A 14,732-nucleotide genomic window follows, 5' to 3' on the forward strand; every position below is an offset into this window, starting at 1 on the left:
GCGGGGTTCTATTCATGATGGCCGAATTCCCCCAACCGCCTCGGAGACACAAGCCGATGAGACGAACGATGATTGTCGCGGGTACCCTGCTGCTGGGTGTGGGCGCCGTGATGGCGCAGCAGGAGATCGCCGTTCAGCAGGACAATCTGATGCGCTCGATCGCCAAGAACCAGTATGGAATCATCCAGAAGATGACCAAGGGCGACATCCCCTACGACCAGAAAGCGGTCGATCAGGCCATCGCCAGCATGGAAGCGGATGTCGCCAAGATCGCCAAGACTTTCGAGGTCAATCCCAAGCAGGACGTGGTGAACGCGACCTACGGCGCCTCGCAAAAGGTCTGGCAGAACAAGGCCGATTTCGACTCCAAGATCCCTCCGGTGCAGAAGGTGATCGCCGACGTCAAAGGCAAGATCATCAATGTCGCGAGCCTGAAAGCGGCCTATACCGCGATCAACGATCGCTGCACTGACTGCCACGAGACGTATCGGGTGAAGTTGAAATAACAGGACCAAGTCCGTAGCCCGGATGGAGTGAAGCGAAATCCGGGAGGTCTATCCAAGAATGATAGTCCGTCCCGGATTGCGCTGCGCTCCATCCGGGCTACTGAGGACTCACGAAAGGGCGGTTGCGAAAGCAGCCGCCCTTTTTGCGCGACCATGGGCCGCGAGTCGCAGCGCAACTCGGGAGGAAATTCCCTCCGCAAGGCCTGACGGATCGCCGTGAGAGCAGTTATCTTTGCTTCAGCCGCCGCGGCATTGATGTGAGCTGTTGGATGCCGGCGCATCTCGCGCCTGACTGCCTCATGACAGCAGGAGTTCCAACGCCCGGCGAGGAACTGAATCAACAGCGAGATAGGCCATGGCAAAACCGTTCCCGTCGAAGACCCACATCGGCAACCATATGCTGCATCCGGAAACCTTGATGCTGACCTATGGCTATGACCCGCAACTGTCGGAAGGCGCCATCAAGCCGCCGGTGTTCCTGACCTCGACCTTCGTGTTCAAGACGGCCGACGACGGCCAGGATTTCTTCGACTACGTCGCCGGGCGGCGCGAGCCGCCGGAAGGGATGGGCGCGGGCCTGGTCTATTCGCGCTTCAATCATCCCAACAGCGAGATCGTTGAGGATCGGCTCTCGATCTACGAGCGCACCGAGAGCTGCGCTCTGTTCTCGTCCGGCATGGCAGCCATCGCAACCACGATCCTGGCTTTCGTTCGCCCCGGCGACGTCATTCTGCACTCCCAGCCGCTCTATGGCGGGACGGAAACCCTGCTGACGAATACGCTTGCGCGTCTGTCGATCGGCGCCGTCGGCTTCGCCGACGGCATCGACGAGGCCGCAGTCAAGCAGGCTGCGGAGGAGGCCATGGGCAAGGGCCGGGTGTCGATGATCCTGATCGAAACTCCCGCCAACCCGACCAACGGGCTGGTCGACATTGCGATGATGCGCCGTGTCGCCGAAGTGATCGGCAAGGCTCAGGGACACACACCGATCATCGCCTGCGACAATACGCTGCTCGGACCGGTGTTTCAGCGGCCGATCGAGCACGGCGCAGATATTTCTCTGTACTCGCTCACGAAATATGTCGGCGGTCATTCCGACCTGATCGCGGGCGCCGCGCTCGGCTCGAAGGCGCTCATGAAGGGTATCAAGGCGCTGCGCGGCGCCATCGGCACTCAGCTCGATCCGCATTCCTGCTGGATGATCAACCGGTCGCTCGAGACGCTGAGCCTGCGCATGGAAAAGGCCGATGTGAATGCGCGTCTCGTCGCGGATTATTTGCGCGATCACCCCAAGGTGGCGAAAGTCCACTATCTCGGTCATCACGAGGACGCATCGCCAGCCGGACGGGTGTTCGCGGAGCAATGCTCAGGCGCCGGCTCCACATTCTCGTTCGATATCGTCGGTGGCAAGGAAGCGGCCGTCAAATTCCTCAACGCGCTCCAGATCTTCAAGCTCGCCGTGAGTCTCGGCGGAACGGAATCGCTTGCCAGCCTGCCGGCGACGATGACCCATTCCGGTGTTCCCGCCGACATCCGCCGGAAAATCGGTGTCCTTGATTCCACGATCCGGCTGTCGATCGGAATCGAAAATCCGTCGGACCTGATCGCCGACCTCGCGCAGGCGCTGAACGCAGCTTGAGCGGGGACAGAGTTGTAGATCTCGTAGCCCGGATGGAGCGCAAGCGAAATCCGGGGAGACCTATCCATACGCGCAGGCTTCCCGGATTGTGCCATCGGGCGGCGCTTTGCGCCGACCCGCTGGCTCCATCCGGGCTACGAAGTTCAACTGCTGTGGAATCGAAAAGGCCGGACGCCCCTCCTGCATCCGGCCCTTCCGCGACGAAGCAGCGTTTGCGCTTACTTCGTCACCTGGCCGCGAATCTCGCCGCCCGGGTTCGCTGCCGTGTGGATGTTGATGTAGTACTTGCCGCCGAGCAGATCGGCGGCCTGCGCGTCGGTGAGCGTTGCTTCGCCCTTGACCGGGCTCGCGGCCGCATTCGGGATCGCGACCGCAACGCCGGCGTTCTTGCCCGCCTCGGCCGGGCCATGGAAATGAGCCGCGGTGGCAGGGCCAGAGAGCCCGGAATAGTTGACGGTCCAGGACAATTTCTTGCTGGCGGCATCGTAGTTCAGATCGGCCGTTCCGGTGCCGCTGGTTGTCGTTGCGGGCACCTCGGACTTGCCATCGAGCGTTGCTTTCAGCTTTTCGGCGCAGGCCGGGCCTGCAAAAGCGACGGCACCGAGCGCGCACATGGCGATGACGGTCTTGTTCATGACATTCTCCCTGCAAAACCCGTTCGGGCTGGCTAACTTTCAACAGTCGGCATTTCAGTTTATTCCCGTTTCCGGCCAGGGCGGCCTAAATTCTTTGTGGTTGGAGCCGCACGGAGATCGGTCATAGGTTCGCCGCAACGAATGAATGGATCAGCATGTTGCAACGAACAATTTTCGTGGCGCTGCTCGTCGCGATCGCCGCTACGGGCATCTATTGGTGGCTCAGCGCGCCGGTGGTGGCGGCTGCGAGCACCACGCCGCCGCCGCATGCGCCTGATCTTGCCAATGGCGAGGTGATGTTCAACGTCGGCGGCTGCGCGTCCTGCCATGCCGTTCCCAATCAGCCCGATCGTCTCAGGCTCGGTGGCGGCGTCGCGATCAAGTCGCCGTTCGGAACGTTCCACGCGCCGAATATCTCGCCCGATCCGGCCGACGGCATCGGCAAATGGACGGATGCCGATTTCGTCAATGCGGTGATGCACGGGGTCTCGCCGTCCGGCCAGCATTACTTTCCGGCGTTTCCCTACACCTCCTATCAGCACGCCAGGCGCGAGGACGTGCTCGATCTCTTTGCGTATCTGAAAACGCTGCCAGCCGTTGCAGGCAAAGTGCGCGACCACGACGTCGGCTTTCCCTTCGACATCCGGCGCAACATCGGTATCTGGAAGTTCTTATTTCTGGACGACAAGCCCTTCGTCGCCGACGCCGCGAAGTCGCCGGAATTCAATCGCGGCGCCTATCTCGTGAACAGTTTCGGCCATTGCGCCGAATGCCACAGCCCGCGCAACGCGCTTGGCGGTATCATCTCCGGCGAGCGGTTTGCCGGCGGGCCCAATCCGGAAGGCGAGGGGTGGGTCCCCAACATCACCCAGAAGCGTCTCGGTGACTGGAGCGCGAAGGATATTGCCTATTTCCTCAAGACCGGCGAATTGCCTGATGGCGACAGCGCCGGCGGCGCGATGACGCGCGTCATCAAGAACACCTCGCAATTGCCGGATGCGGATCTCGCGGCGATGGCGGACTACGTCAAATCGCTGCCGCCTGTGGACGGGCCGACGCCGCCCAAGCGCAAGCAGGGCAGCTAGTGTAGCTCGATCGGATGTCCGGGTGAGGGGCTGCGGCGTTTAGTCAGACTGTAACCCCTCTCCCGGATCGCATCTATCGATGCGATCCGACCTCTCCCTACGGGAGAGGTGACCCCTTGGCTCGCATCGATTTTACCGAACTCATCTCACATAAAGACGCAGCGCTAGCTCGTGCCGAACGCCTTGAACGTGATGATGGTGAGGGTGTCCTGGATGCCCGGCAGCACCTGCACCTTCTCGTTCACGAAGTGGCCGATGTCGGTGTCCTTGTCGACGTAGAACTTCACCAGGAGGTCGTATTGACCGGCGGTGGAGTAGATCTCGGAGGCGATCTCGGCTTCGGCGAGCGCATTGGCGACCACATAGGACTGGCCGAGCTTGCATTTGATCTGGACGAAAAAGGGAACCATCGCGGTCACTCCGAAAGCACATCTGGCCGGCTAATAGGCCAAAACCGGCCGCATTTAGCAAGCGAACTTGCCGGCCGCCAGATGGCTATCAGGCGCTCAGGAGGCGACGGCCGCCGCCGCGAACGCATCCCTGAGCCGCTGCGCGAGTTCGACCTTGCGATAGGGCTTGGTCAGCACAATCGACTGCGCATGCGCGCGGCCCTGCTCCACCAGGGTGTCCAGCGCGTAGCCCGAGGTGAACAGGACCGGCAGGCCCGGGCGAATCCGCCGTGCCTGATCGGCGAGCTCCCAGCCGCTCATGCCGCCCGGCATCACGATGTCGGTGAACAGCATGTCGATGCTGGGATCGGTGCGCAGCTGCTGCAGGGCCTCCTTGCCATTGACGGCGGCAACGACGCGATATCCGAGAGCTTCCACCCTGCGAATCGCCGAGGAGCGGACGAACGGATCGTCCTCGGCGATCAGGATGGTCTCGTATCCTCTGGGCGCCGTGTCCTCGCCGTCCGCAAGGTCGGCCTGTGTTTGCCCTGCGTCGGCGCGCGGCAGGTAGATCCGGACCGTGGTCCCAAGCCCCGCCTCGCTGTAGATCGAGACATGGCCATTGGATTGCTTGGCAAAGCCATAGACCATGCTGAGGCCGAGGCCGGAGCCCTTGCCGACCTCCTTGGTGGTGAAGAACGGCTCGAAGGCGCGCGCGGTGACATCAGGCGTCATGCCTTCGCCGTCGTCGGTGACCGAGATCAACGCGTAAGTGCCGGATGCGACTTCTGGGTGAAGGACACGATAGTCGTCGTCGATCGCAACCAGCTCGGTGCCCAGCGTCAGATGTCCTCCGGATGGCATGGCATCCTGTGCGTTGAGCGCAAGGTTCAGCACGGCGGATTCGAGCTGGGTGCGATCTGCAAAGGCCATGATCGTGCCGGGCCCGGAGCTCGTCCTGATCTCGACATTTTCGCGCAAGGTGCGCTTGAGCAGCTTGAACATGGAATCGAGCAGGCCGCGGCAATCGATCATCTGAGGCTGGAGCAATTGGCGGCGGCTGAACGCGAGCAGGCGCTGCGTCAGCTCGGCGCCCCGTTCGCCCGATTGGCAGATGTCGTCGGCAAACCGCTTGAGGTCGGGCCTCGCCTTGAGCTGCTCGCTGAGGTGCTCGGCGTTGCCGATGATCACGGTCAAGAGATTGTTGAAATCGTGCGCGATGCCGCCGGAGAGCTGGCCGACCGTCTCCATCTTCTGCGCCTGCTGGAGCTGCTGCTCGGTTAGTTGGCGCGTGGTCAGATCGTGGATGATGCCGACGAAGATCAATTCGCCGTCCTGCCGCGCCTGGCCCACCGACAGGTCCATCGGAAAGGTCGATCCATCCTTGCGCAGGCCGATGGCCTCGCCGCCGGTCGCGAAATGCCCCGTGCGGCTGTCGGACGCCGCAGCTGCCTCGGGCATCAGCATGCCGATATTCCGGCCCATCACCTCGTCGGCCCGGTAGCCGAATAAGCGCTCGCAGGCCGGATTGAACAGCAGGATGCGATCCTGCGCATCGAACAGGATGACCCCGTCGACCGCGGTCTCGACGATTGCGGTGAGGCGCGCCATGCTGTCGCGCATCGCGCGCTGGGCTTCCCCGACCTGCTGGAGCAGGAGCGTCGCGTCCCGGCTCTTGATTTCCTCCTCCTCGAGCGCGGCCTGGACCTGCCGAAGCTCGAACGGAGAGGGAATTGTCAGGATCTTCGGCAGCAGCGGCCAGAGCGCAGCGGCGGTCACCACGGACGCGACCGCTGTGGTCGCCTTGACGAGGCCCTCGATGCCATAGATCGGGACCCAAAGCGTGTAGATCGACAGCACATGGGTCAGGCCGCACGCCATGATGAAGATCGCGAACGCCCAGTAGACCCAACCGAATTTGAGGTCGCGCCGCTTGGTGACGAGGATCGCGAGCGCGAACGGGATCGAAAAATAAGCGGCGGCGATGCAGGCGTCGGAAACGACATGGAGCCAGATCAGTTCGGGTTCCCACAACAGGCAAATGCCGTGCGGCGACAGCATCGAGGAGTTGAGGAGACGTTCAAAATAGGCCCACATAATTCCACCCCGGGAAGACGTGCGAGCCGGGGGGCGGCTCGCGCGATTGGTGCGCTGGACGATTCCACCACCTAACGTCTCACTCATCGGTGTGGACGCCAAGGGCAGGTTATCAAGGCTATGGCGAGGCTCGATTTTTCAGGCCGGCACGATTGCGGGGCGATGCCGCGCCGGTTGCTGGCGCGACGGGCCGCCGCGAATCATGGCGGCGGGCCGTGGCGCTTGCTGCTGTTCCACGGTCGCGCTAGGACAGGCCATGGCGGTGTCCTCAAGCAAATGCATCCCGCGATGACGACCCCGGTCGCGCTCACCATCGCCGGCTCCGATTCGAGCGGCGGCGCCGGCATCCAGGCGGACCTGAAGACTTTTGCCGCGCTCGGCGTCTATGGCGCCTCCGCCATCACGGCGCTGACGGCGCAGAACACGCGCGGCGTCACCGGCATTCACGCGGTGCCGGCGGAGTTCGTCACCGCACAGATCGATGCGGTGTTTTCCGATCTCGATGTCGGCGCGGTGAAGATCGGCATGGTGGCCCAGGCCGCCAGCATCGAGGCGATCGCGGCCGCGCTGTCGCGCTGGGCGCCGCGCCACGTGGTGCTCGATCCCGTGATGGTGGCAACATCAGGCGACCGCCTGCTGGCCTCCGAGGCCGTCGAAGCGTTGCGCACGAGACTGATACCGCTCGCCTCGGTGATCACGCCGAACCTGCCCGAGGCGGCCGCGCTGCTCGAGGAGCCCGTGGCGGAAAGCACGGCCGAGATCGAAAGCCAGGGGCGCCGCCTGCTGGCGCTCGGCTGCCGCGCAGTCCTGGTCAAGGGCGGGCATGGCGCGGGCGCCGAGAGCATCGATTATCTGGTCGATGCCGACAACACCATCGCGCTCGCTGCGCCGCGCCTCGTCACCAAGAACACCCATGGTACCGGCTGCTCGCTGTCATCGGCGGTCGCGGCGGGGCTCGCCAGGGGCGAGGAGCTCGAGCAAGCAGTGCGCAACGCCAAATCCTGGATCAGCGCCGCGATCGCGGCCGCCGACCGCTTCAGCGTCGGGCATGGCCACGGACCGATCCATCATTTCCACAAGTTTTACTGACGCCGGCTCGCTCAACCTCTCCCGCTTGCGGGAGAGGTCGCGCCGAAAGGCGCGGGTGAGGGCTCTCTCCACTCGGGGATCATCGCTTGAGGAGGCACCCGCACCCCAACCCTCTCCCGCAAGCGGGAGAGGGAGCGCACTTGCCTCGTGGGTTCCAGCGGGAATCTGGTCTTGGGTGGGAGACCGCTGCGGCGCGATGTCGCCTGATTGTCGCATGCGACTGATATTCGCGGGGAGGGCGAGGCAAGGCGTGATTCGTATTTGAAGGTGCCTCAAAGGTTCAATCGGTCATCCCCCTGTCACGGGACATTGTTACAGGCTGGCGCATGGGAAGCTACGATGTGAGTGATGAAAGCCCGGAGCGGCGCTTTCGCACGTTGTTCATCTCCGACGTTCATCTCGGAGCCCGCGGTTCTCAAGCCGACCTTCTGCTCGACTTCCTGCGCTACCACGATGCCGACACCATCTATCTCGTCGGCGACATCGTCGACGGCTGGGCACTGAAATCGAGCTGGCACTGGCCGCAATCGCACAACGACCTGGTCCAGAAGCTGCTGCGCAAGGCGCGCAAGGGCGCCAAAATCATCTACATTCCCGGCAATCACGACGAGTTCCTGCGCAATTATTACGGCACGCATTTCGGCGGCATCGACGTGGTCGAGAACACCGTCCATACCGGCGTCGACGGCAAGCGCTATCTCGTCATCCACGGCGACATCTTCGACCTCGTGGTGCAGAACGCGCGCTGGCTCGCCCATCTCGGCGACAAGGCCTATGACTTCGCGATCCAGATGAATCGCTTGGTCAATTTCTTCCGCCGCCTGTTCGGCGTGCCCTATTGGTCGCTGTCGCAATGGGCCAAGCAGAAGGTCAAGAACGCGGTCAACTATATCGGCGCGTTCGAGCAGGCGCTCGCCGCCGAAGCGCGGCGCCATGAGGCCGACGGCGTGATCTGCGGCCACATCCATTATGCCGTGATCCGCGACGAGGCCGGCATCCGCTACATGAATTGCGGCGACTGGGTCGAGAGCTGCACGGCCCTCGTCGAGCACGACGACGGCCATTTCGAGATCATCACCTGGGCGGATCATTTGCAGAAGCCCGCACAAGTCCCGCAGGTCGCGGCAAGAGCTGCCTGATGAGAGCTGCCTGATGCGCATCCTGGTCGCGACCGACGCCTGGCACCCGCAAGTCAACGGTGTGGTTCGGACGCTGACCAAGCTCGCTGACGCCGCCGAGGGGCTCGGCATCGCGTTTACGTTCCTGACGCCGCAATCGTTCCGCACCTTTGCGATGCCGAGCTATCGCGATGTGCGCCTCGCCATGCCGCGTCCGGCGCGAATCGCAAGGCTGATCGAAGAGGCGCGCCCGGACAGCATCCACATTGCGACGGAGGGGCCGATCGGCCTGATGGTCCGCCGCTATTGCCGCCAGCGCAAGCTGCCGTTCACGACCAGCTTCCACACCCGCTTTCCCGAATATGTCCGCGCCCGCGTGCCGGTGCCGGGCTCGCTGATCTGGCGCGCGCTGCGCCGCTTCCATGCGCCCAGCCGTGCCGTGATGGCGGCAACGCCTGCGCTCGCCCGCGAGCTCGGCGAGCGCGGCTTCGACAATGTCGTGCTGTGGCCGCGCGGCGTCGACACCCATTTGTTCCACCCGCGCGCGATCGACCTCTGTCTGCCGGCGCCGGTGTTCCTGTCGGTCGGCCGGGTTGCGGTGGAGAAGAATCTCGAGGCCTTTCTCGATCTCGATCTGCCCGGTACCAAGGTGATCGTCGGTGACGGTCCGGCGCGCGCCTCGCTCGAAGCGGCCTATCCCGATGCGATCTTCCTCGGCGAGAAGCACGGCGAAGCGCTGGCGGAAATCTATGCTGCGGCCGACGTCTTCGTGTTCCCGAGCAAGACCGACACGTTCGGCCTGGTCCTGCTGGAAGCGCTCGCGAGCGGCCTGCCGGTGGCGGCCTTCCCGGTAAAGGGTCCCCGCGACGTGATCGGCAATGCGCCGGTCGGCGTTCTCGATCACGATCTGCGCAGCGCCTGTTTCGCCGCGCTCGACATCTCCCGGCAGGACTGCGTCGCGTTCGCCGCCAATTACACCTGGGAGGCTTCGGCCAGGGCTTTCGTGGCTAGCATCGAGGCGGTCGGCGCGGTACTGCCGGGCCGGAACGGGGCGGAACAGCCACGCTTCGTCGCCTGACGGGGAAAATCCTCGCGGGGAGGTGTCTTGCCCGCGGCTCGTCGGCCGCGATAAAGTCGGCCATGACCGAACAGCTCCTTCCGGTCGGCCCCGCCGACATCGACGCCGCAGCGCGCGTGATCGCGCCTTACGCCATCCGCACCCCGCTGTTGTCTTTTCCCGTGCTCAACGAGCGCGTCGGCGCAAAGGTCTTCCTGAAGCCGGAGATGCTCCAGCGCACCGGCTCCTTCAAGTTCCGCGGCGCCTTCAACAAGGTGTTCTCGATCCCGCAGGACAAGCGCGCCGGCGGCGTCGTCGCGTTCTCCTCCGGCAACCACGCCCAGGGCGTGGCGGCCGCGGCAAAAATCCTCGACATGCAGGCGACGATCGTGATGCCGGCGGATGCGCCGCTGTCCAAGCGCGAGCGCACCAAATCCTACGGCGCAGAGGTCGTGCTGTACGATCGCGACCGCGACGACCGCGAGGCGATTTCGCGCGGCATCGCCGAGAAGCGCGGTGCGACGCTGGTCAAGCCATATGACGATCCCTTCGTGATTGCGGGGCAGGGCACTGCCGGCCGCGAGATCGCGGAGGACATGGCGGGCCTCGGCCTTGCCCCCGATATCGTGGTGGCGCCGGCCTCCGGCGGCGGCCTGATTGCGGGCGTCGCCACGGCGGTGAAGGCGCGCTATCCGCTAGCCGAAATCGTGGTCGCTGAGCCCGAGGCTTTCGACGATCACGGCATTTCGCTGACCGCCGGCCATCGTGAGCCGCATCCGCCGGCGGGCCGCACCATCTGCGATGCGCTGATGGCCCTGATGCCAGGCGAGATGACCTTTGCGATCAACAGCAAGCTGCTCGCGCGCGGCGTCACGGCGTCGGACGCCGAGGTCGGCGCGGCCGTGGCGTTCGCCTATCGTGAGCTGAAGCTCGTGGTGGAGCCGGGCGGCGCCGTGGGCCTTGCCGCGCTGCTCGCGGGTCGGCTTGATGTGGCCGGCAAGAACGTCGTCATCGTGCTCTCCGGCGGCAATGTCGATGCGGACTTGTTCGCCGAGCTGGTGGCTTGAGTTTGGTTGAAATGGTGCGAGCCGCAGTCCACCTCTCCCGAAGGCATCGCATAGATAGATGCGATCCGGGTGAGGGGTTACGGTCTCAGCGAGCGTTGCGGCCCCTCACCCGGATTGCTGGCGCAATCCGACCTCTCCCCGCCGGGGAGAGGTAAGGCCGGCACCGTCCCCGTCCTCATCCAGTCATGACGAGAAGAAAGGGGCAGAGCGTTGCCGCTCTGCCCCTTCTGGGTGTTTGTCGATCTTGTGGTTCGAACTTTCCGCTTGCTCGGTGCAACCTCTCCCACTTGCGGGAGAGGTCGGCACGCAGTGCCGGGTGAGGGCTTTTTCCTTTTGGTGATTGTCCCGTTGTGGAGAGACCCTCTCCCCAACCCCCCCGCAGGCGGGGGAGGGAGCGCACCTTCCTCGTGGCGATCAGTGCATGAAGCTCCGGCGATTGTTGCCGCCGCCCGTGCTCGGCGCCTGGTTCATCGACTGCCGGAAGTTGTTGCTGCTGTTGACCATGCGGTTCGGCGTCGTGTTGAGCTGCGGACGGTTGGTCTGCGCGTTGTTCTGGACCTGCACCTTGTTCACCGGATTGTTGTTGAGCTTCACGATACCGGTGTTGCCGTTGTTGATGCGGATCGGGTGGTTCTGGGTCTGAACGGGCTTCACATCGATAGTCGAGCCACCCTTGCCGACATTCACCGGCATGCTCACGATCTTGCCCGGCTTGCCGTTGGCGTTGCCGGCGTTCGGCGTGGTGTTGGTCGCCGGCAGCGCCACGATCTTGCCGATGCCGCCGTTGTTCGTCGTGTTGGTCGGCGCGGGCAGGGTGACGATCTTGCCCGGGGTCTGCGACGGCGTGCCGTTCGGCTGGTTGTTGCCTGAGGGCAGGTTGACGATCTGGCCACCATTGCCGAGCTTGCCGATGACGTTGCCGTCGATCGGCTTCTGCACGACCGGCAGATTGCCGTTCACTTGCGCGCCGCCATTGCCCTGCTGCATCAGCGGCATGTATTTTGGCTGGCCGAGATTGCCGATCTTCAGCGTCGGGGCGATGTTCTGTGGCGCCAGGAACTTGGTCGCCTGCATCAACGGGATCTGCTTCGGCTGCGCCTGCAGCTTCAGCGCGACTTGCGCATAGGGGCTGTTGCTGTAGCTGTCATAGAAGCTCTTGTAGCCGAGCGGCGAGTTAGCGAGCACCGCCTTGTGCCAGGCCTGCGAGATCAGGAGATTGTTGAGCAGCCAGCGGATGTGGTCGCACAGCGGGTCGTGCGGGTACATCTGGATGAACTCCTGATAATATTCCGGCCGCCCCTCGGACACGACGTAGTCATAGGCCTGGCGGGTCGAGCGGCTCGGCAGGTTGGAGGCCATCTGCACCACCGGCGCTTTCACCGGCGCGCGATTGGCGGCAACGGCGGTGTCGCCGAAGAAGGTGAAGTCGCTCGTCAGCGACGAGCTCTCCCACGGAATCTGCGCGCCGCTGGTGGTCTGGTTCACCTGCAGGCGCACGCGCTTGAACAGCTGCTCGATCGGCACGTTGGGCTCGCGCGCGACGTTCAGGAACGCCTGGGTGTAGGGGCTGTGGCCGCTGGTGCCGTCGAGCGCTTCGGCGCCCGGCGCGGTCGAGTAGCCGACGATCGAGCCGTTCGGCGCATCGACGATGGCTAGACCGCGGCCGGCGTCGTTGACTTGAGGGAACGGATTGTTGCGGCAGGCATCGAGGATGACGATGCGCATGCGGCTCGGGATTGTCTCCAGCGTCGACATCACGTCGACCAGGCGCACCGAGTTGTTGACGAGCTCGGTCGGGCTCGACACCTTCGCATCGACGGGTACGAGATAATTCTCGCCGGCGAGCTGCACGCCGTGACCAGCGTAATAGACCATTGCCACCGTGTTCGGACCGCGCGAAGCGACCTTGGCGGAGAAGTCCTGCACCACGCGCAGCATGTCGTTCTGGGTGAGGTCGGTTGCGGCGACCACTTCGAAACCGGCCGAGTTCAGGAACTGCGCCATCGATTGCGCGTCATCGTCGGGGTTCGCAAGTTGCGGCGCGTTCTGGTACTTCGCATTGCCGATCACCAGCGCCACCCGCTGCTCCGGGCCTTGCAGCGCAGTGGGAGCCGGCTGGGCCGGGCGACTTGCGCGGAAACGGGCCCGCAAGCGAAGCCGAACAGGCTTCCCAGGAGGCCGGCAGTCATCAGGAAAGGCTTTAGGCGGAACATGGCGTGCTCCTTTGCCACTCATCTCAATGCGAGATTGGTTGCGAGCAAGCCTGACCGCGTTCGAGTTCGGCGTCCGTGATCCCTATCACGATGGTAAGTTGCGTGATCTGAATCACGCTTGGAACCTGCTATGGCTGGCGATCGATTGGGAGGATGGCCTCCGCGCAATCGATCGACTATTGTCGATTCATGTCGCGCATTGTGTGTCTAACTGTTGCTGTCATCCTGTCCTGCTGCCCGCCGTCGCGCCCGCCGAGCCCGTTCAGAAGCGTCCCAAGCCGGTCTGGCGCGGCTACGGCTTCCTGCCGGGCTATCGCCAGCCGCTAAGCAACAGCATTCCGCTCTACAAGCAGAAGGACGCGATGCGTCGCCTGTCGCGCGCCGACCGGCGCCACTGGTACATCGACCCGGTCCCTCAGTATTACCGTTGGGATGGCGAGTGGCACTATTTCGGCCGCCCAGGCTTCGGCGGCGGCCGCTACAATGGCGGCAGTTTCGGTCCATGCTGGACGCGGACGCCGATCGGGCCGATCTGGAATTGCGGGTGATAAGGCGGCGCGGCGCAGCTAGCCCGTCATTGCGAGCGTAGCGAAGCAATCCAGAATTGAGCCTCCCCTAAATCGGTGGACACCTATAGCTTAGGCAGTGAGAGGTGTCAGATGGCGAAACGGCAGCGACGCTCGTATTCGGACGAGTACAAGCGGCAGGCAGTTGATCTGGTTTTGTCGAGCGGCCGCTCGGCGAAGTCGGTATCGAAGGAGCTCGGGCTGGACGGCTCCGTGCTCAGCCGATGGGTGAAGGAGCGGAGCACGGTAGCAGCCGGCGGCAGCGCCGCGGCGCCCACGTCGCAAGCGGCGGTGCCGTCGGCGGACCAAGCTGACGTGATCGCACGGTTGCAGCGGGAAAACGAACAGTTGCGCATGGAGCGCGACATTTTAAAAAAGTCGATCGCGATCTTTGCTGGACCCCGGACATGAAGTTCCGCTTCATCGAAGATCGCCGCGCGGACTATCCGGTTAAGATCATGTGCCGTGTCCTCGGCGTCTCGCCTGCGGGCTACTATGCTTGGCGGTCGCGCCCGGAAAGCCCGCGGGCCGCTGCCAATCGAGAGTTGCTGGAGGACATCAAGCGGGTTCATCGCGACAGTCATGGTCGCTATGGCAGCCCGCGCATTCATGTCGAACTCAAGGCCCAGGGACACCATGCAAGCCGTGGCCGAATCGAGCGGCAGATGCGCGGCCATGGCGTTCGAGCCATCTCGGCCGGGCCGCGACGATGCCGCACCACCGATAGCGGGCAGGGCCTCCCGATCGCGCCCAACTTGCTCGGCCGGAACTTCTCGGCCGCCATGCGCAATCAGGTCTGGCTCGCCGACATCACCTATGTCCGGACCGGCCAAGGATGGTTGTACCTGGCCGCCATCATGGATCTGTACAGTCGCCGTATCGTGGGCTGGGCGATGGACGACCATCTGCGCGCCGAATTGCCGCTCGCCGCATTAAGGATGGCGATCAAGGACAGAACGCCCGGCGCCGGCCTGATCCATCACTCCGATCGCGGCATCCAATATGCTTCAACCGAGTACCGCCAAGCGCTGCAAGCCGCCGGCTTCCGGCCGCAGAGCCGACTGCTACGACAACGCCCCGATGGAAAGCTTCTTCCACACGCTCAAGTCCGAACTGATCCATCACCGTCAATATCCGACCCGCGATGAAGCTGAGCGCGACATCTTCGCCTACGTCGAGGGCTTCTACAATCAACACCGCAGACACTCGGCCATCGGCTATATCAGCCCAGTCGAGATGGAGCTAAAATCGGCTTGAATGCTGTCCACTTT

10 protein-coding genes and 3 pseudogenes are annotated in these 14,732 nt (G+C 63.8%); 9 read left to right on the forward strand and 4 right to left on the reverse strand.

Annotated features, from left to right (window positions below; translation table 11 throughout):
- The first annotated feature begins 56 nt into the window (after positions 1–56).
- Together ACSKB8_RS24550 and ACSKB8_RS24555 are read left to right on the forward strand one after the other, a co-directional pair.
- Positions 57–506, forward strand: a complete 450-nt coding sequence (locus ACSKB8_RS24550) for a cytochrome c (RefSeq protein WP_438106978.1) — start codon at positions 57–59, stop codon at positions 504–506.
- 355 nt (positions 507–861) lie between these two features.
- A complete protein-coding gene (locus ACSKB8_RS24555; RefSeq protein WP_128932760.1) occupies positions 862–2,145 on the forward strand; it encodes a cystathionine gamma-synthase family protein in 1,284 nt (427 codons plus the stop codon).
- A gap of 218 nt (positions 2,146–2,363) precedes the next feature.
- On the opposite strand, the gene ACSKB8_RS24560 is transcribed toward ACSKB8_RS24555, so the two are convergent.
- Positions 2,364–2,780, reverse strand: a complete 417-nt coding sequence (locus ACSKB8_RS24560) for a CHRD domain-containing protein (RefSeq protein ID WP_370989891.1) — start codon at positions 2,778–2,780, stop codon at positions 2,364–2,366.
- A gap of 155 nt (positions 2,781–2,935) precedes the next feature.
- On the opposite strand from ACSKB8_RS24560, the gene ACSKB8_RS24565 reads away from it, so the two are divergent.
- On the forward strand, positions 2,936–3,865 hold the full coding sequence (locus ACSKB8_RS24565) for a c-type cytochrome (protein ID WP_438106980.1): 930 nt from the start codon (positions 2,936–2,938) through the stop codon (positions 3,863–3,865).
- Positions 3,866–4,029: 164 nt separating this feature from the next.
- Here ACSKB8_RS24565 and ACSKB8_RS24570 read toward each other — a convergent pair whose 3' ends face one another.
- Both ACSKB8_RS24570 and ACSKB8_RS24575 read right to left on the reverse strand, forming a co-directional pair.
- On the reverse strand, positions 4,030–4,275 hold the full coding sequence (locus ACSKB8_RS24570; protein ID WP_091891994.1) for an Lrp/AsnC ligand binding domain-containing protein: 246 nt from the start codon (positions 4,273–4,275) through the stop codon (positions 4,030–4,032).
- Positions 4,276–4,371: 96 nt separating this feature from the next.
- Positions 4,372–6,351 carry a PAS domain S-box protein gene (locus ACSKB8_RS24575; RefSeq protein WP_438106982.1) on the reverse strand — a complete coding sequence of 660 codons (1,980 nt, stop codon included), beginning with the start codon at positions 6,349–6,351 and terminating at the stop codon, positions 4,372–4,374.
- A 288-nt stretch (positions 6,352–6,639) separates the two neighbouring features.
- Between ACSKB8_RS24575 and thiD the strand changes: the two genes are divergently transcribed.
- The 4 genes from thiD to ACSKB8_RS24595 all read left to right on the forward strand — a co-directional run bounded on the left by thiD (position 6,640) and on the right by ACSKB8_RS24595 (position 10,682).
- The gene (gene thiD, locus ACSKB8_RS24580) at positions 6,640–7,440 is read left to right on the forward strand and encodes a bifunctional hydroxymethylpyrimidine kinase/phosphomethylpyrimidine kinase (protein WP_438106984.1); all 801 of its coding nucleotides are present in this window, start codon (positions 6,640–6,642) and stop codon (positions 7,438–7,440) included.
- Between the two features lie 326 nt (positions 7,441–7,766).
- Entirely contained in the window at positions 7,767–8,579 is an 813-nt protein-coding gene (locus tag ACSKB8_RS24585) for a UDP-2,3-diacylglucosamine diphosphatase (protein WP_091891998.1), read from the forward strand.
- Between the two features lie 13 nt (positions 8,580–8,592).
- Positions 8,593–9,636: a glycosyltransferase family 4 protein gene (locus ACSKB8_RS24590; RefSeq protein ID WP_438106986.1), complete on the forward strand. Its 1,044-nt coding sequence runs from the start codon at positions 8,593–8,595 to the stop codon at positions 9,634–9,636.
- Positions 9,637–9,698: 62 nt separating this feature from the next.
- A complete protein-coding gene (locus ACSKB8_RS24595; protein ID WP_091892002.1) occupies positions 9,699–10,682 on the forward strand; it encodes a threonine/serine dehydratase in 984 nt (327 codons plus the stop codon).
- Between the two features lie 414 nt (positions 10,683–11,096).
- Here ACSKB8_RS24595 and ACSKB8_RS24600 read toward each other — a convergent pair.
- Positions 11,097–12,895 (reverse strand): annotated as a pseudogene (locus tag ACSKB8_RS24600) (caspase family protein).
- A 189-nt stretch (positions 12,896–13,084) separates the two neighbouring features.
- On the opposite strand from ACSKB8_RS24600, the pseudogene ACSKB8_RS24605 reads away from it, so the two are divergent.
- Positions 13,085–13,443: pseudogene (locus ACSKB8_RS24605) on the forward strand (hypothetical protein).
- A gap of 111 nt (positions 13,444–13,554) precedes the next feature.
- A pseudogene (locus tag ACSKB8_RS24610) lies at positions 13,555–14,718 on the forward strand (IS3 family transposase).
- Positions 14,719–14,732: the final 14 nt, after the last annotated feature.

Source organism: Bradyrhizobium sp. BR 1432 (genome assembly GCF_051547705.1).
Lineage (GTDB): Bacteria > Pseudomonadota > Alphaproteobacteria > Rhizobiales > Xanthobacteraceae > Bradyrhizobium > Bradyrhizobium zhanjiangense.

Coding starts and splice junctions, on each gene's coding strand:
- ACSKB8_RS24550 (WP_438106978.1), top strand. CDS start 57: ATGAGACGAACGATGATTGTCGCGGGTACCCTGCTGCTGGGTGTGGGC.
- ACSKB8_RS24555 (WP_128932760.1), top strand. CDS start 862: ATGGCAAAACCGTTCCCGTCGAAGACCCACATCGGCAACCATATGCTG.
- ACSKB8_RS24560 (WP_370989891.1), bottom strand. CDS start 2,780: ATGAACAAGACCGTCATCGCCATGTGCGCGCTCGGTGCCGTCGCTTTT.
- ACSKB8_RS24565 (WP_438106980.1), top strand. CDS start 2,936: ATGTTGCAACGAACAATTTTCGTGGCGCTGCTCGTCGCGATCGCCGCT.
- ACSKB8_RS24570 (WP_091891994.1), bottom strand. CDS start 4,275: ATGGTTCCCTTTTTCGTCCAGATCAAATGCAAGCTCGGCCAGTCCTAT.
- ACSKB8_RS24575 (WP_438106982.1), bottom strand. CDS start 6,351: ATGTGGGCCTATTTTGAACGTCTCCTCAACTCCTCGATGCTGTCGCCG.
- thiD (WP_438106984.1), top strand. CDS start 6,640: ATGACGACCCCGGTCGCGCTCACCATCGCCGGCTCCGATTCGAGCGGC.
- ACSKB8_RS24585 (WP_091891998.1), top strand. CDS start 7,767: ATGGGAAGCTACGATGTGAGTGATGAAAGCCCGGAGCGGCGCTTTCGC.
- ACSKB8_RS24590 (WP_438106986.1), top strand. CDS start 8,593: ATGCGCATCCTGGTCGCGACCGACGCCTGGCACCCGCAAGTCAACGGT.
- ACSKB8_RS24595 (WP_091892002.1), top strand. CDS start 9,699: ATGACCGAACAGCTCCTTCCGGTCGGCCCCGCCGACATCGACGCCGCA.